Genomic DNA, 15,349 nt, shown 5'->3' on the forward strand with positions numbered 1-15,349 from the left:
CTTCATGTCCGACTTCACCACCGAGCACCGGCTCGGCGACGGCGGCCCCGCTGTGGTCTTCATGTCCGCGCTGTTCGCCGGCGGCTGGATCTGGGAGCACCCCTACCGCCATCTGGCGCGGGCCGGCGTGCCGGTGCTGCGTACGCACGAGGCGATCTGCGCGCTCGACCGCCGGGTGGCCGGGTCGATCGAACGGCTCGGCGACGCCCTGCTGGAAGCCTGCGACGAGGCCGGTGTCGAGGACCTCATCCTCTGCGCCAACTCACTCGGCGGCCTGGTCGCCATCGATCTGGCCGGGCGCCGCGCCGACCGGATCAGGGGCATCGTGGTGAGCGGCGCCCCGGGCCTGACTCCCGACCCCGACGTGGGGCTGAGCTTCGACCGGCGGGCCAGCGTGCAGCCGTTCGGCGACGACTTCGGCGCCCGCATGGTGTCCGCGCTCTTCCACGGCACCGAGCCCTTCTTCACCCGGGAGCAGATGGACGAGGTCGGCACCATGCTCCGGCAGCCGGAGGCCATGGTCAGCATGGCCCGCAGCCTCAAGGCCACCCGCCGCTACCAGGTCAAGCCGGCGCTGGACAAGGTCCGCTGCCCGTCCCTGTATGTCTGGGGCAGGCACGACCGGATGACGCCGGTCGGCCCGTGGCTGGAGCTGCTGGCCGGCTACCCGGAGAACGACGTGGTGGTGGTCGAGGACAGCGGGCACATCCCGATGATCGAGCGGCCGGCCGAGTACAACGCCGTGCTCGAACCGTTCGTGGCCCGCTGCGCCAAGGTCTCGGCATGAGGCTGCCAGCCGTTCTGGACGTGGGGCTTCCCGTCCTGGTGGGTGTGGACATCGTCGACGCCGACCGGCTCGCCAGGGCGGCCGGGCGCGGCGGGGCCGTGTTCACCGACCACCTCACCACGCCCGCCGAGCGCGAGCTGGGCGTGGAGGAGGTGGCCTTCTCCGTCAAGGAGTGCTTCATCAAGGCGGTCGGCGGGCGCCCGCCCGGCTTCACCTGGCACGACTTCGAGGCCCGCGCCGGGCGGCCCGCCGCCTGGACGCGGCGGCTGCTCGACGAGGCGGCCGCGGAACTGACCGCCTCGACCGGGCTCATGCTGACCGGCGGCTCGTCCTACGCCGTCCAGGGCGCGTGCGAACAGGCGGCCCTGGTACGGCTGGCGCCCCGCGAGGGCCGGGTGGCCGGGGCGGCCCGATGGGGGATGGGCGCCGGACTGCTCGTCTCCCTGGCCATCGTGTACGTCGACAACGAGGGAGACCCAGGATGTCCCAGGTGAGGCCCGGCGAGTCGATCCAGCGGGCGCTCGACGAGGCGGGCGCCGGCGCGACGATCGAGCTGGCGGCGGGCACGTACGCGGAGAACGTATGGATCAGGCACGGCGGCGTGACGCTGACCGGCACCGGAGCGGGCCGCACGGTGCTGGTCCCCGGAGACTCCGTCCCAGAAGGGATCCCGCCGCTGCACGACGCGGCGGCGGACGTCGTCAGCGGCATCACCGTGCACGGTGCCTGTGACGTCACGATAGCCGGGCTGACCGTGCGCGGCTCCTCCGGCGCGGGGATCTACGCCCACACCGTGACCGGCCTGACCGTGCGGGACGTCGAGGCGGCCGGCAACGCGGTCTGGGGCGTCTACGTGCGCGAGTCGAGCCGCTGCGAGGTGACCGGCTGCACGGCGTCGGGCAGCCAGTACGGCGGCATCGCGCTCAGTTTCTGCCCCGAGGCCGATGGTCTGGTGGCGGACAACGAGGCCTTCGCCAACGCCTTCGGGATCTTCATCGACAACTCCTCCCACGTCAGGGTGCTGCGCAACGCCTGCCACGGCAACGCCGCCGGGCTGCTGATGCTCAACCAGACCTACGAGGGCGAGCCCGACGGCGGCGTCCGCGACTGCCTCGTCTCGGGCAACGACCTGTACGGCAACGGCCTGGCCGCGGGCGGCGACGCCCCCGACGCGCTGGGGGCCGCGGGCCCGCCGATCTCCGGCGTGGGCCTGGCGCTGATCGGGACGCACCGGGTCAGCGTCGTGGACAACCGGATCCACGACAACCATCCCGGCGGCGAGACGGTCATGGGCGCGGCGTTCGTCATGGGCTCGTCCAAGGACTGGGGAGGCGACGACGCCGTGGACAACCACATCCTGTGGAACCTGGTGACCGGCAACAGCCCGCTCGACCACCAGCTCGGCGTCGATCTGGAACGCCAGGTCTGCGCGGGCAACACGGCCGACAAGGGCGAGCCGGAGGGGTGGGGCCGGTGACCGCGACCCTGGCCTGTACCGGCCTGAGCAAGAGGTTCGGCGACGTGCTCGCCGTACAGGATGTGGGGTTCGCCATCGCCCCCGGCGAGGCGTACGGACTGCTCGGGCCGAACGGCGCGGGCAAGACGACCACGATCTCCATGCTCGTCGGCCTGCTCAAGCCCGCCACCGGGAACGTGCTGGTGTGCGGCACGGACCTCGCCACCGAGCCGATGGCGGCCAAGGCGAAGATCGGCTACGTGCCGCAGGAGATCGCGCTCTACCCGGAGCTGACCGGGCGGGAGAACCTGCGCTTCTTCGGCCGGCTGTTCGGCCTGCCGAGGCGGGCGCTGGCGGCGCGCATCGACGAGGTGCTCGACCTGGTCGGGCTGTCCGACCGGGCCGACGGCAAGCTCGGCGCGTACTCGGGCGGCATGAAGCGGCGGATCAACATCGGCGCGGCCCTGCTGCACCGGCCCGAGGTGCTCATCCTGGACGAGCCGACCGTCGGCGTCGACCCGCAGAGCCGCAAGGCCATCCTCGACGGCGTGGAGCGGCTGGTCGCCGACGGCATGGCACTGCTCTACACCTCGCACTACATGGAGGAGGTCGAGCGGGTCTGCGACCGGGTCGGGATCATCGACCACGGCCGGATCGTCGCCGAGGGCACCCGCCACGAGCTCGTCGCCATGGTCGGCAGCGCCGACACGATCGAGCTGATGCTCGACGGCGACGTGGACGGCGCGTTCGACAAGCTCCAGGCGCTGGAAGGCGTCATCGAGGCGGTCAGGACCGGCACCGGCTCCGTGCGGCTGCTCGCGGAAGGCGGCCGCTACGTGCTGCCCGCGATCATCACCGCCGTGGACGGCCGCGCCACCGTGATCGCCGTCGAGGTCATCGAACCCGACCTGGAGGCCACCTTCCTCCACCTCACCGGCAGCAAGCTGCGGGACTGACCATGCTGAGACCCCTTCTGTCCGTGGCCGCGCTGGAGCTGCGTACCCGGACGCGCGACGGGACGGCCCTGGTGGTCGCGCTGATCGTGCCCATCGCGCTGGCCGCCCTGTTCGGCTTCGCCCTTGGCGGCGACGACCCGCCGCTGCGCGCCACGATCGGCTTCGTCGACCTCGACCGCGGCGAGTTCTCCGCCAGCGTGCGGCGCGAGGTCATGTCCAGCGAGCAGCTCAAGGGCATGCTGACGCTGCGCGACCTGCCCAGCAGGCAGGAGGCGCAGCAGTCGCTCGACGCCGGTGACATCGGCTCGGCCATCGTGTTCCCCCAGGGCTTCACCAAGAGCGTCGGCGCGGGCGCCGGCGGCCAGGTCGCCGTGCTCAGCTCCGCCGAGTCGCCGCTGGCGGGCGTGGTGGCCAACGCCATCGTCGACCGCATCTCCTCGGTGGTGGACGCCCGCACGCTCGCGGTCCGCGCCTCGCTCGCGTACGGCGTGCCGGGCGAGCGGGTGAAGGAGCTGGTGGAGCGCAACGGCGCCGCCGGGCCGGGACTGAGCCTGGCCGACGATCCCATGGAAGGCGGGAAGGTCGACCTGTCGGTGTACTACGGCTCCGGCATGGCCGCCCTGTTCGCCTTCTTCGTGGTGGGTGCGTCGTTCAGGAGCCTGCTCACCGAGCGGCGGCAGGGCACGCTCGACCGGATGCGGGCGGCGCCGATCCCTCGGTGGGCGCCGATCGCCGGCAAGGCGCTCGTCGGGTTCGGGCTCGGCGTGGTCAGCGTCTGCGCCACCTGGGTGTCCTCCTCGCTCATCTTCGGCACGAGCTGGGGCGACCCGGTGGCGGTCTTCGCGCTGCTGGTCGCGCACGTCCTCGCCGCCGCCGCGATCACCATGCTGGTGGCCAGCCGGGCGAAGACCGACGCCCAGGCCGACGGGATCACCATGGTCGTCTCGTTCGTGATGGCCTTCTTCGGCGGCAGCCTGGTGCCGCTGTACAACCTGCCCGGCTTCCTGCAGAAGGTGGCGCTGCTCACCCCGAACGGGTGGACGTCGACCGGGCTCGTCCAGCTCGCCGGCTCCGGTGGCGGCTTGACCACGGTGATCGTCCCGATCGGCGTGCTGTGCGCGATCGCGCTGGCGGCGGGCGGCCTGGCCGCGGCCGGCTTCAGGAAGGGGCTGCTCGGATGAGGCCACATCCCATCCTCGCGCTGGTGGCGGCTAACCTGCGCCGGCTCTCCCGCGACAAGGTCGGCCTGTTCTTCATGGTGATCATGCCGTTCGTCAACCTCGCGTTCGTCGGCATGGCGCTCGGCGGGGGCGCCGTGGGGGCCGCCAAGCTACCCGTCGGAGTCGTCGCCCCGAGCTCCGATCCGGTGGCGGCGGCCGTGCTCAAGGAGTTGCGCGCGCACCCCGACCTCGCCATCACACCCGTGGCGACCAAGCAGGACCTGCGGTCGGGCGTCCGCGAAGGGTCCCTGGCCGCGGGGGTGGTGATCCCGGCCGGCTCGACCCGGCTCGAACTCGTCATGACCCAGGTGAACGGCAGCGGCATGGCGGCCCGCAGCGCCGTCGATGTCGCGGTCGGCAGGGTGGCCGCCGTGCTCGAAGCCACCAGGGCGGTCGAGGCCGCGGGCGCCACGCCCGCGCAGGCCGCCGCGCGCGTACGCGAGGCACAGGCCGAGTCGGGCCGCGTCTCGGTCGTCGGCTCCGGTACGTCCGGCGCCACCCCCAGGGGCTTCGCCTACACGGCCCCGGGCAACCTGTTGCTGTTCACGTTCATCAACTCCATGGCCGTCGCCGCCGCGCTCGCCGAGAGCAGGCGGCTCGGGATGCTCCAGCGCGCGCTCACCGCCCCCGTCAGGCGCCGGTCGGTGCTCGCGGGGGAGGCGCTGAGCAGGTTCGTCGTGGCCGTCGCGCAGTCGCTGTTGATCATGGTGGTGAGCTCGCTGGTGTTCGGGGTGTCGTGGGGCGACCCGCTGGGCGTCGCCGCAGTCGTCGGCGCGTTCTCGTTGGTGGCCACCGGCGCCGCGATCCTGGTCGGCAGCCTGGTGCGCTCGCCGTCGCAGGCGCCCGCCATCGGGCCGCCGCTCGGCATCGTGCTCGGCATGCTGGGCGGCTGCCTGTGGCCGAGGGAGTCGGCGGGGGACTTCCTCAACTCGCTCGGTCATCTCTTCCCGCACGCCTGGGGCATGGACGCGCTGCTGGCGCTGACCAGGCCCGGCGCGGGCATCGGCACGGTGCTCCCCGAGCTCGCCGTGCTCTCCGGGATGGCGGCCGGGCTGCTCGGCCTCTCCCTGTTCCTGTTCAACCGGCGCACAAGAACCTTCACCTGAGTCCGCGTAGTTGAGTTGATGGGAGTTCGTGATGACGACTATTCCGTTGTATCCGGGGATGGCCCCCGTAGGCGGCGACCACGCCACCGATGTTTATCGCTACGCGGCCAGGAAGGGCGCGATCGAGGCGCTGGAGGTGGCCGCCGCCGATCTCGGCATCGGCCTGCATGAGATGCACGCGGCGGTGGCGCATCTGGTGGACAACCGCCTGCTCATGACGGAGGACGGGGCGGGCCGCCGGTTCGTCCCCGTGGATCCCGAGGTGGCCGCGGCCTCGCTTGTCTCCTCTGTCGAGCGGGAGATCTACCAGCGTCGCGAGCTGATCGACCAGATTCGTGAGCGGATCAATGTGTTCCGGCAGGACTACACCGGTTCCGGCAGACCCTCGGCGCCCAGCGCGATCGAGTACCTGGTGGGGTCGATGGAGGTCCGGGGTTTCCTCAAGATGGCCAGTGACTCGTGCCGGGACGAGGTGCTGGTGCTCCAGTCGAGCCTGAGCGACGCGGACGAGCTGTCGCAGGCGTACTCGCCGCTGCTCGGCCGGGGCATCACCGTGCGCATCATCTGCCAGCACCGCAACCGGGCCGACCTCGCCACCCGGATGCGGATGAAGAAGCTGACCGACGCGGGGGCCTCCGTGTGCACCGTCAGCCACATCCCGCGCTCCGCCGTGGTCTTCGACCGGTCGCTGGTGGTGCTGTTCGGGCTGTCGGACGGGGAGACCAACGTGGCGCGGGTGCACAACCACGGGGTCGCGCAGTTCCTGCTGGACCTGTTCAACCACCTGTGGGAGACGGCCACGCCGCTGGAGGGCATCGAGTCCGGCTACGCCAACGTGGCCGACGACCTCCAGCAGGCCATCGCCGCGCTGATGGCCAAGGGCTACACCGACGAGGTCGTGGCCCGCAAGCTGGGCATGTCGGTACGCAGTTGCCGCCGGCACATCGCCTCGCTGATGCGCGACCTCGACGCGACCAGCCGCTTCCAGGCCGGGGTGCAGGCGGCCAGGAAGTTCCTGCCCAACGGCGCCTGACCCCGTCTTTGGCCGGACCCGTCTCTTGGCGGGTCCGGCTTACGTCATGTGGCCTGCATCGCTATCGACACCTCGGCCAGCTCCAGGGCCCGCTCGCAGATCAGCTCGATGCCGCGCACCAGCTCGTCGAACGGCATGCGCGGGTCGAGGCACATCCGGATGGAGCTGTTCGCGTCCTCGGCGCTCACCCCGATCGCCGTCAGGACGTGTGACGGCTCCTGGGAGTCGGAGTTGCACGCGGACCCCGTGGACACGGCCACGGAACGCAGGCTGGAAACGAGGCTCTCCCCGCGAACCCCTGGCAGCACCAGGTTGAGCACATGGGGCACCCCGGCGTGCGCGTCGCCGTTGATCCGCGTGCCCGGGAGCCGGGTGGTGATCAGGTCGAGGGCCGTCTCGCGCAGCCGTACGGCCCGCATCCAGTCGTCGTCGAGGCGCCGCAGCGCCAGCTCGCACGCCTTGCCCAGTCCCACCACGAGGTGCGTGGGGATGGTGCCGCTGCGCAGCTCGTACTGGCCGCCGCCGTACGTGATCGGCCGCAGGCGCACGCCGGGCCGCACGTACAGGGCGCCGATGCCCTTCGGGCCGCGTACCTTGTGCCCGGAGATCGCCAGCGTGTCCACCCCGGTCTCGACCACGTCGATGGGGATCCGGCCGGCGGCCTGGGCGGCGTCCACGTGCAGCAGGCAGCCGACCTCGTGGCAGAGCGCGGCCAGCTCCGACACCGGCTGTATCGAGCCGATCTCGCTGTTGACCAGGGCGGCGGTGGCGACGCGCGAGTGGACGTCGAGCCGCTCCGCCAGGTCGGCCAGGTCGATCAGCCCGTCCTGGCGTACCGCCATGGTGCGGGTCTCGACGCCCTGCCCCGCCAGCGCCCGGCCGATCGCCAGCGCGGACTTGTGGTCGGTCGGGCAGAACAACGCGTTGACGGGCGCGCGCTCCGCGTGGGCGAACATGCCGAGCAGCGCGATGTTGTTGCTCTCGGTCGCGCCGGAGGTGAAGACGATGCCGCGCGGGTCGGCGCCCAGGAGCTCGGCCACCGACACGGCGGCCAGGTCCACCGCCCGGCGGGCCCGCTTGCCGAGCACGTGCGGCGACGACGGGTTGCCGAAGTCCTCTCTCAGGTACGGCAGCATCGCGTCGACCACCTCGTCGTCTACGCGGGTGGTGGCGCAGTTGTCCAGATAAATGATCTCCATGGTCCCGCCCGTCACTTTCGGTGGTCCGTCTCGCGCCGGGTCAGCTCCTGAACGTGCTGACCGTCACGAGCTTCGAGTAGATCTCGTCGGTGGACATCTCCCCGCTCCCTCCGGGGTCGGCGATGATCACCAGCATGTCCGGCAGCCGGTAGAGCTCGAGGGCGATGTCGACGCCCGTCTGGACGGGTGCGAGACACTCGCCAGGCGCGAAGATCACGATCGCCCGGTAGCCGGCCTTGTGCACCTCGGAGATCATCTCGGTGATCTCGCCGGCGCACCCGGTGATGCCGCAGCTGATCAGCGTGCGGTAGTTGCCCTCGTCGTCGAGGAAGGCCACCTCGGTGTCCTTCTCGCCCGAGTCGAGGAACCGCTTCTCCAGCCGCCCCTGCTTGACGAACCGGTCGGCGGCCTTCTGGAAGCGGTACTTCAGCCACGTCTCGGGGAAGGCCAGCGGGTGCTTGCGGCTCGGCAGCACGCGGTCCGGCCCGAACCCGGCCTCGCGCAGCACCCGCTCGTACTCTTCGGGCAGCCCGGTGAAGCGCTCGAGGAACTCCGCCCGCAGCTCGCTCGCCGGGCGGCCCGACGTGGGCACGTACTGCCAGTCGTTGATCAGCAGGAGCAGCCGCGCGTCGTCGCAGGTCTCCGCGTACGAGGTGAGGAGGTCGACGGAGAGCTGCCAGCTGTACTCCGGGAAGATGCCCACCCGGCCGGCGATCCGGCGGCGCATCAGCTCGGACCGCTGCTCCTTGATGACACCGGGGACGAGCCGCCCCTCGTCTTCGAAGAGCATGAAGTGGCCGCCCATGACGACCAGGTTGTCCACGCCGGAGGCGGTCAGCTCACGGTCTATCAGCCGGCGCAGCTCCTCTTCGGAGCCGACGAGCTGGTGGCTCTTGGATACTCGGGCGGCGAGCGCGTCTTTCATGGTGTGACCACTCCAGGGGTGCGTCAGGGCTGGGTGAGTGCGTGCCTCGGAGGCTCGATGACTGCTTCCGGGGTGATCTCGGGGTGCTCTGCGAAGTGCTCCGCGGTGGCAGGAGTCAGCCGGTCGGCCAGTGCCCGCAGTGGCTGGGGGCCGGTCAGGTGGTGGACGGAGGCGCCCGTCCACCCGTGGGCCGCCAGCAGGGCCAGGACACGGGGGATGCGCAGGGCCCGGCCGCCGGCGATCGTGTAGCTGTCGGACAGGTCGACGTCGGCGAGCCCGTTCACTTGGCGGACGACCTCGGCGAGCGCGTGTCCGGCTTCGAGAGTGGCCACCTGTGCGGTTTCGGCAGCGGCTATGGACGGCTCGCCGTGGGCGGGCGGGCGCCGGGTCGGTGGTGCGCTGAAGCCGGCGCGGCGCGTGACGTCGCTGATCCGGGGGTTGTCGTCGGCGAGCAGGACGGCCTCGTAGCCGCGCAGGAAGCGCTCCATGTCGTCGGCTCCCATGATCGAGGAGCGGGCGTGGAAGCCGACGACGACCGCGTCACGCCACTCGTCGATCCTGAAGTACGTGTCCGCCTCCTCGTACGCCCACGCCGACGGCACCGGCTTCCAGGTGAACGTGGTGCGCCGGGCCCGCGCCTCGCTGGAGCGCTGCTTGATGAAGTTGACCTCCGACCCGAGGCGTACCGGCTCGCCGCGCCGCGAGCCCTCACGCGACATCCGCTCCACGACCTGGTCGTATGGCGCGCAGGAGTGCGTACGGGCGAGCTCGAAACGCTCGGCCACGCGGCGCAGCAGCTCCGAGAACGGCGGGTCGTCGTGGCAGTCGACGGTCACCAGCATCGGCGCGAACATGCACGTCATCACGCCCGCGTACGGGCCGGGCTCGCGGTTGCCGGAGAACGACAGGTGCGCGACCGTCCCGAGGCCGGTGTAGGCGGCCATCATGGCGGTGTACGCGGTCACGTGGACCAGCGACGGCCACACCTGGTCCGCCGCGGCGATGCGCCGCACGGTGTCGAGCAGTGCCGGCGAGGTCAGCGCCGCACTCCGCGCCACCGGCTCGCGGTCAGGTGTCACCGAAGGGGCGCGCCTCGCGGCGAACGGGTCGGCCGGGAGGCGGGTGATCTCCTCGTCCCAGTACGCCAGGGAGCGTGCCGCCACCGCGGCGGCCTCGGCCGACGACTCGTGGCGGGCCAGGTCCGATGGCTGGTTGCGGACGGGCTCCAGCGCGGCCGGCCGACGGGAGCTGAAGCCGGCGCACTGGACGGTGAGCTCGCGCTTGATCTCCCGGACCGTCCACGCGTCCACGGCCAGGTGGTTGAGCACCAGGACGATCTGCTTCGGAACCCCGCCCGTGGTGATGACGCAGGCGCGGATCGGCCACTCGGCGTCGAGGCGGAACTCGGCAGTGCAGAGCCGCTCGACGACCTCGGCGGGGGCGGGGGTGCCGTCCCGCTCGGTGGCCGCCACGATGACCGGCAGCGCGGCCGGCGGGTGTACCTGCTGCCGCGGCTCCGGCCCGGGGTCGAGGTGGTAGGTGGTCCGCAGCGACTCGTGGCGGCGCGTCAGGTAGTTGATGGCCGCGCGGCAGTTCGCCACCGTGACGTCGTGCGGGATGGCGAGACGCAGCACGATGTGGGTGTCATGCCGTTCGCCCGGCGGCAGCCGGTGGTATTTCAGCCACATGTAACGCTGGCCCCAGCACAGATTCGCGTTCTTCGCGGCGGACAACTCAGCCTCCCCATGTGCGCCGTTCGCGGGTTGCAGCACTTCGCAGATTCGTTGAATGTGATTCATAATCTGCGTTCGTAGGGGGTGCGACAACCGGGCGCCGATGACCGGCTCCGGAAGGCCATTACCTGCCAGTGCTTTTCCGGAATGGCCGCCTTGACTCGTCGTCGCGCATTCCGCCAAGCTCGGAGCGGACAGCATGGAGCGGCTCGGCTTTCGGCCTGAGGTGGCGCGTTGACTATGTTGGAAATACCATCCGAGTTCCAGAATATTCTGCGCTCGCATTTGCCGTACGCGGACGCGGGCGACTTCTCCGCGTCGGACGAACTGGCCGGGCTCGGCCTCGACTCGATGGGCGTCGTGCGGTTGCTGGGCGACATCGAGGACCGCTACGACATCGAGCTGCCCGACGACATCCTCAACGAGGAGACGTTCGACACCGTCGGCTCGCTGTGGCAGGCACTGTCCGCGCTGCTCGACCTCGAAGGAACCGTCGGTGACGAGCGAACCCCCTTACGAGTCTGAGGATCGCCGATGCTGACGCGAGTCGACGACGTGGTGCGGTGCGGCGACCCTGAGCGCCCCGCGGTGACCTACCAGGACGAGACGCTCAGCTACGGCGAGCTGGCCCGCCGCGTCGGCCGCGCCGCGAGCGGACTGCGCCGGCTCGGGCTGCGCCGGGGCGAGCGGGTGGTCGTCTACCTGGAGAAACGGATCGAGACCGTGGTCGCGATGCTCGCCGTGTCCGCGGCGGGCGGGGTGTTCGTCCCGGTCAATCCGCTGTTCAAGCCGCAGCAGGTGGGGTACGTGGCCGCCGACTGCGGCGCGGTCGCGGTGGTCACCACGGTCGAGCGGCACCGCCTGATCGGCGCCCGGCTCCAGGAGGTGGAGTCGCTGCGCGACCTGATCCTCATCGGCGACCGGCCGCAGGTCCCGGAGCCGCGCCCGGTCACCACCTGGTCAGAGCTGTGCGCCTCCGAAGAGGCCCCCGCCGCAGAGGGTGTGATCGACGCCGACGTCGCGGCGATCCTCTACACCTCGGGCAGCACCGGAAGCCCGAAGGGCGTCGTCCTGTCGCACCGCAACCTGCTCGCCGGCGCCCGCAGCGTCGCCCAGTACCTCGGCCACACCCGCGACGACGTGGTGCTCGCCGTACTCCCGCTGAGCTTCGACACCGGCTTCAGCCAGCTCACCACGTCGTTCATCACGGGCGCGCACGTCGTCCTGATGAACTACCTGGTGCCCGGCGCGGTCGTCCGTCTCTGCGCCCGGCACGGTGTCACCGGGCTGACCTGCGTGCCGCCGCTGTGGCTGCAGCTCACGGGGCAGACCTGGCCGGAGGCGGCCACCCGCCGCCTGCGCTACTTCGCCAACACCGGCGGGCGCCTGCCCAAGCCTGCCCTGGACGCGCTGCGGGCGACGTTCCCGCAGGCCAGGCCATACCTCATGTACGGGCTGACGGAAGCGTTCCGCTCCACCTACCTCGACCCGGCGCAGGCCGACCGCAGGCCCGACTCGATCGGGAAGGCGATCCCCAACGCGGAGATCCTCGTCGTACGGCCGGACGGCGGCGTCTGCGACCCCGGCGAGAAGGGGGAGATCGTGCACCGTGGCGCGCTCGTGGCGCTCGGCTACTGGAACGACCCCGAACGCACCGCCGAACGGTTCCGCCCCTACCCGCCGGGCGGCAGCCCGTGGGGGAGCGAGCTCGCGGTCTGGTCGGGCGACCTCGCCTACCGAGACGAGGAGGGATTCCTCTACTTCGTGGGACGTACCGACGAGATGATCAAGACCTCCGGCTACCGGGTCAGCCCCAGTGAGATCGAGGAGGCGGCCTACGCCACCGGGCTGGTGGGCGAGGCGGTGGCGTTCGGCGTCGCCGACGACACGCTCGGCCAGCAGGTGGTGCTCGTCGTCAGCGGGCCGAGCGGCGAGTCGTGCGACACCGAGACGCTGGTGAAGGCGCTCGAACGCGACCTGCCGCGCTACATGGTCCCCCGCCGGGTGGTGGTGCGCGACCGGCTGCCGAGATCGGGCAACGGCAAGTTCGACCGTACGGAGCTGCGCCGGGTGGTGACCTGGTGATCTCCATCCCGAGCGGCTGGTACGGCAGGCACGACAGCCAGCTCACCGTGGGCGGCGTCCCGGTCGAACGGCTGGCCGCCCGCGTGGGGAGCACGCCGTTCTTCGCCTACGACAGGGAGCTGGTCAACCGGCGGGTCGCGTCGGTGCGCGCGGCCCTGCCCGGGGACGTCGAGCTGAGCTACGCGGTGAAGGCCAATCCGATGCCCGCCCTGCTCCAGCACATGAGCGGCCTGGTCGACGGCTTCGACGTGGCCTCCGCGCAGGAGATGCGGCACGCGCTCGACACCCCGGGGCCCGCCTCGCGCATCAGCTTCGCCGGGCCCGGCAAGTCGGCGGCCGAGCTGGCGCAGGCGGTCGCCGCCGGCGTCACCATCGAGCTGGAGTCCGAGCTGGAGGTGGAACGGGTCCGGTCGGCGAGCGCCGCCGCGGGCATTCCCGCGCGGGTCGCGTTGCGCGTCAATCCGGACTTCGTGGTCCGCGGGTCCGGCATGCGGCTGGGCGGCGGCCCGCAGCAGTTCGGCATCGACTCCGAGCGGATCCCCGCGGTCCTGGCCGGGCTGGGCGGCGACGAGTTCGACTTTCAGGGCTTCCACGTGTTCGCCGGGTCGCAGAACCTGCGGGTCGACAGCATCTGCGAGGCGCAGCGCCGTACCGTCGAGCTGATTCTCGGCTTCGCGGACGCGGCGCCCGCGCCCGTGCGCTACCTCAACATCGGCGGCGGCTTCGGCATCCCGTACGCGCTGCGCGACCGGCCGCTCGACCTCGGCCCGATCGGCGACAACCTGGCGCGGCTGGCCGACGGCCTGGTCCGGCCCCGGCTGCCCGAGGCGCGGATCGTCGTCGAGCTGGGGCGCTACCTGGTCGGCGAGGCCGGCGTCTACGTCACGCGCGTGGTGGACCGCAAGGAGTCGCGCGGCAAGGTGTTCGTCGTCGTGGACGGCGGGCTGCACCACCAGCTCGCGGCGTCCGGCAACTTCGGCCAGGTGATCAGGCGCAACTACCCGATCGCGGTGGGGAACCGGATGGACGACCCGCCCGAGGAGACGGTGACCGTCGTCGGCTGCCTGTGCACCCCGCTCGACCTGCTGGGGGACGACGTCTCGCTGCCCAAGGCCGGGGTGGGGGACCTGATCGTGCTGTTCCAGGCGGGTGCGTACGGCCTGACGGCGAGCCCCGCCGCGTTCCTGAGCCACCCGGCTCCGGCCGAGGTGCTGGTCTGACTTTTTGTGGCGGGATCCGCGGGCCGGCGCGGCGGGGGCTGCCGCGCCGGCCCGCGGACGACTAGTGCGGCGGCGCCGGCACCTCGGCGGGGAACAGCGCCGGCGGCAGCCCCTCGCTCCTGGCGCTCCACAGGTCCTTCAGGCACGTCTTCGGATCGGTCACCGCGAGCTGCACGCCGAGCGCCATCGCCCGCAGGACGTCGGTCGCGGCCTCCGGCGGCAGGATCGCCGGATCCGCCAGCAGCATGACGCTGGTGAGACCGCCCTGAAGCGCCACCCGCACCCGGAACGCCTGGCCGTACTGCTGGGCCAAGGGCGTCCAGACCAGCTCGGCGGGCGTCGGATCGGCGGCGTTCAGCGGGGCGCGGTCGATCTGCATGTAGTTGAACCAGCTCCGGAACAGGTGGTTGAACCAGCAGTCGTGCCCCGGCTCCCGGCCGCTGTGCGTGGCCGCGTCGGCGGCCAGCGCGGCGACGCGGTCGAAGTCGTAGCAGGAGTAGCGGTACGTGCGCGCGCTCGCCCAGTGCCAGCGCTTGACGTGCTCGGCCAGCGTGGCGCCCGGATCGACGATGGCGCTGACCGGGATGAGCTGGTTCATGGTGCCGACGACGTGCTGGTGTTCCGCGGCGAACCGGTTGGAGGCCATCAGGCTCATCGTCACCCGGTCGGTGTCCGTGTGCCGGGCGAGGCCGGCGGCGATGAAGGCCATCAGCACCGCGGGCGGCGTCACGCCGTGCCGCCTGGCGGCCTCGGCGGCGAGCCCGCCCAGGCGGCGCGAGTGCAGCGTGGCCTCGATCCGGTTCCGCTCGGCGCCCGCGGGCAGCGTGGGGAGCTCGTCCATCAGGCCGTCGGCGAGCACCTGACGCCAGTAGCGTTCGGAGCTCTCCTGCTGGCCGCGCCACGACTCGTCACGCTGCCGCCCGGCGAGCTCGCGCAGGGTGGGACCCATGTCCGCGTGGGCGTCCGGGTCGGCCACTAGGGCGCGGAACTGGTCCTGCAGATGGTGGATCGACCACACGTCCACGATCAGGTGGGAGAACGACAGCGCGAGGAACACCGGCGCCCCGTCGGTCGTGACGAGCACGCCGCGCCAGGGCAGCGCGTCGGTCATCGGGAACGGGATCGTGGCCAGCTCTTCCTTCGTACGCTCCGGATCGCCGCGGTCGGTGATCACGCGGTCGACGTGCTCGACCGGCGGCGTCACCGTCTGGTGGACGCGCTGCACGGGCTGCCCGTCTCGCACGTGGTACGTGGTGCGCAGGCATTCGTGCCGGTCGACGAGCCGCCGCAACGCCGTCGTCACCCGGTCCAGGGGCAGGCCGCGCAGGTCCCAGGCCGTCGGGAGGTTGGCGTCCCGCATCCAGTCCTTCGGGTAGCGCTCCACTTCTCGCCAGCTCCATAGCTGGCCATTGCTCAGGGGTGCGTCGACGTGCATGTGGTCTCCTCGTGGGCTCATCGGTGGGTCAGTGGCCCGTTGGCGGCCCTTCACACGCGCACGTACTGCGGATCGCACGGGCCCCTGGAGCGCGCTCCGGTAAAAGGCTTCATCCATTTCGGATCGGCAGAACTCTCAGCTGTCCCACACAGAATGCGAACTGCGCATACCTATGTCAACGCGCCCGCATTGAC

At 71.5% G+C, this 15,349-nt stretch carries 14 protein-coding genes; 10 read left to right on the forward strand and 4 right to left on the reverse strand.

Annotated features, from left to right (window positions below; all coding sequences use genetic code 11):
• The first annotated feature begins 4 nt into the window (after positions 1–4).
• The 7 genes from AB0F17_RS21255 to AB0F17_RS21285 are packed head-to-tail and all read left to right on the forward strand — an operon-like array spanning position 5 to position 6,558.
• Positions 5–787, forward strand: a complete 783-nt coding sequence (locus AB0F17_RS21255) for an alpha/beta hydrolase (RefSeq protein WP_358025367.1) — start codon at positions 5–7, stop codon at positions 785–787.
• Positions 784–1,281 (forward strand): hypothetical protein, encoded by a 498-nt coding sequence (locus AB0F17_RS21260; RefSeq protein WP_358025369.1) that lies wholly within the window; start codon positions 784–786, stop codon positions 1,279–1,281. Before AB0F17_RS21255 ends, AB0F17_RS21260 begins: the two co-directional genes overlap by 4 nt.
• Positions 1,269–2,264: a right-handed parallel beta-helix repeat-containing protein gene (locus AB0F17_RS21265; RefSeq protein WP_358025371.1), complete on the forward strand. Its 996-nt coding sequence runs from the start codon at positions 1,269–1,271 to the stop codon at positions 2,262–2,264. Before AB0F17_RS21260 ends, AB0F17_RS21265 begins: the two co-directional genes overlap by 13 nt.
• Positions 2,261–3,199, forward strand: a complete 939-nt coding sequence (locus AB0F17_RS21270; RefSeq protein ID WP_358025373.1) for an ABC transporter ATP-binding protein — start codon at positions 2,261–2,263, stop codon at positions 3,197–3,199. The genes AB0F17_RS21265 and AB0F17_RS21270 overlap by 4 nt, the downstream gene beginning before the upstream one ends.
• Positions 3,200–3,201: 2 nt before the next feature.
• On the forward strand, positions 3,202–4,380 hold the full coding sequence (locus AB0F17_RS21275; protein WP_358025375.1) for an ABC transporter permease: 1,179 nt from the start codon (positions 3,202–3,204) through the stop codon (positions 4,378–4,380).
• On the forward strand, positions 4,377–5,525 hold the full coding sequence (locus AB0F17_RS21280) for an ABC transporter permease (protein ID WP_358025377.1): 1,149 nt from the start codon (positions 4,377–4,379) through the stop codon (positions 5,523–5,525). The genes AB0F17_RS21275 and AB0F17_RS21280 overlap by 4 nt, the downstream gene beginning before the upstream one ends.
• Before the next feature lie 31 nt (positions 5,526–5,556).
• The gene (locus tag AB0F17_RS21285; RefSeq protein ID WP_358025379.1) at positions 5,557–6,558 is read left to right on the forward strand and encodes a hypothetical protein; all 1,002 of its coding nucleotides are present in this window, start codon (positions 5,557–5,559) and stop codon (positions 6,556–6,558) included.
• Positions 6,559–6,602: 44 nt separating this feature from the next.
• On the opposite strand, the gene AB0F17_RS21290 is transcribed toward AB0F17_RS21285, so the two are convergent.
• The 3 genes from AB0F17_RS21290 to AB0F17_RS21300 are packed head-to-tail and all read right to left on the reverse strand — an operon-like array spanning position 6,603 to position 10,415.
• The gene (locus AB0F17_RS21290) at positions 6,603–7,757 is read right to left on the reverse strand and encodes a cysteine desulfurase family protein (protein WP_358025381.1); all 1,155 of its coding nucleotides are present in this window, start codon (positions 7,755–7,757) and stop codon (positions 6,603–6,605) included.
• A 40-nt stretch (positions 7,758–7,797) separates the two neighbouring features.
• Positions 7,798–8,682 carry a hypothetical protein gene (locus AB0F17_RS21295; RefSeq protein WP_358025383.1) on the reverse strand — a complete coding sequence of 295 codons (885 nt, stop codon included), beginning with the start codon at positions 8,680–8,682 and terminating at the stop codon, positions 7,798–7,800.
• A gap of 23 nt (positions 8,683–8,705) precedes the next feature.
• The gene (locus tag AB0F17_RS21300; protein ID WP_358025385.1) at positions 8,706–10,415 is read right to left on the reverse strand and encodes a condensation domain-containing protein; all 1,710 of its coding nucleotides are present in this window, start codon (positions 10,413–10,415) and stop codon (positions 8,706–8,708) included.
• A gap of 240 nt (positions 10,416–10,655) precedes the next feature.
• Here AB0F17_RS21300 and AB0F17_RS21305 point away from each other — a divergent pair, with 240 nt between their 5' ends.
• Genes AB0F17_RS21305 through AB0F17_RS21315 form a run of 3 tightly spaced genes read left to right on the forward strand, consistent with a single transcriptional unit; the run spans position 10,656 to position 13,720 of the window.
• Positions 10,656–10,940, forward strand: coding sequence for a phosphopantetheine-binding protein (locus tag AB0F17_RS21305; RefSeq protein WP_358025387.1), 285 nt, complete (start codon positions 10,656–10,658; stop codon positions 10,938–10,940).
• A gap of 9 nt (positions 10,941–10,949) precedes the next feature.
• Positions 10,950–12,500, forward strand: a complete 1,551-nt coding sequence (locus AB0F17_RS21310; protein WP_358025389.1) for an acyl-CoA ligase (AMP-forming), exosortase A system-associated — start codon at positions 10,950–10,952, stop codon at positions 12,498–12,500.
• A complete protein-coding gene (locus AB0F17_RS21315) occupies positions 12,497–13,720 on the forward strand; it encodes a pyridoxal-dependent decarboxylase, exosortase A system-associated (protein ID WP_358025391.1) in 1,224 nt (407 codons plus the stop codon). Before AB0F17_RS21310 ends, AB0F17_RS21315 begins: the two co-directional genes overlap by 4 nt.
• Before the next feature lie 61 nt (positions 13,721–13,781).
• On the opposite strand, the gene AB0F17_RS21320 is transcribed toward AB0F17_RS21315, so the two are convergent.
• Complete coding sequence (locus tag AB0F17_RS21320; protein WP_358025393.1) at positions 13,782–15,155, reverse strand: condensation domain-containing protein; 1,374 nt, start codon at positions 15,153–15,155, stop codon at positions 13,782–13,784.
• Positions 15,156–15,349 lie beyond the last annotated feature (194 nt).

Origin of the sequence: Nonomuraea sp. NPDC026600 (assembly GCF_040638335.1) — a bacterium.
Taxonomy (GTDB): domain Bacteria; phylum Actinomycetota; class Actinomycetes; order Streptosporangiales; family Streptosporangiaceae; genus Nonomuraea.

What these genes read in the sequence shown, in the direction of transcription:
- AB0F17_RS21255 (WP_358025367.1), top strand. Translation starts at nt 5, where the DNA reads ATGTCCGACTTCACCACCGAGCACCGGCTCGGCGACGGCGGCCCCGCT.
- AB0F17_RS21260 (WP_358025369.1), top strand. Translation starts at nt 784, where the DNA reads ATGAGGCTGCCAGCCGTTCTGGACGTGGGGCTTCCCGTCCTGGTGGGT.
- AB0F17_RS21265 (WP_358025371.1), top strand. Translation starts at nt 1,269, where the DNA reads ATGTCCCAGGTGAGGCCCGGCGAGTCGATCCAGCGGGCGCTCGACGAG.
- AB0F17_RS21275 (WP_358025375.1), top strand. Translation starts at nt 3,202, where the DNA reads ATGCTGAGACCCCTTCTGTCCGTGGCCGCGCTGGAGCTGCGTACCCGG.
- AB0F17_RS21280 (WP_358025377.1), top strand. Translation starts at nt 4,377, where the DNA reads ATGAGGCCACATCCCATCCTCGCGCTGGTGGCGGCTAACCTGCGCCGG.
- AB0F17_RS21285 (WP_358025379.1), top strand. Translation starts at nt 5,557, where the DNA reads ATGACGACTATTCCGTTGTATCCGGGGATGGCCCCCGTAGGCGGCGAC.
- AB0F17_RS21290 (WP_358025381.1), bottom strand. Translation starts at nt 7,757, where the DNA reads ATGGAGATCATTTATCTGGACAACTGCGCCACCACCCGCGTAGACGAC.
- AB0F17_RS21295 (WP_358025383.1), bottom strand. Translation starts at nt 8,682, where the DNA reads ATGAAAGACGCGCTCGCCGCCCGAGTATCCAAGAGCCACCAGCTCGTC.
- AB0F17_RS21305 (WP_358025387.1), top strand. Translation starts at nt 10,656, where the DNA reads ATGTTGGAAATACCATCCGAGTTCCAGAATATTCTGCGCTCGCATTTG.
- AB0F17_RS21310 (WP_358025389.1), top strand. Translation starts at nt 10,950, where the DNA reads ATGCTGACGCGAGTCGACGACGTGGTGCGGTGCGGCGACCCTGAGCGC.
- AB0F17_RS21320 (WP_358025393.1), bottom strand. Translation starts at nt 15,155, where the DNA reads ATGCACGTCGACGCACCCCTGAGCAATGGCCAGCTATGGAGCTGGCGA.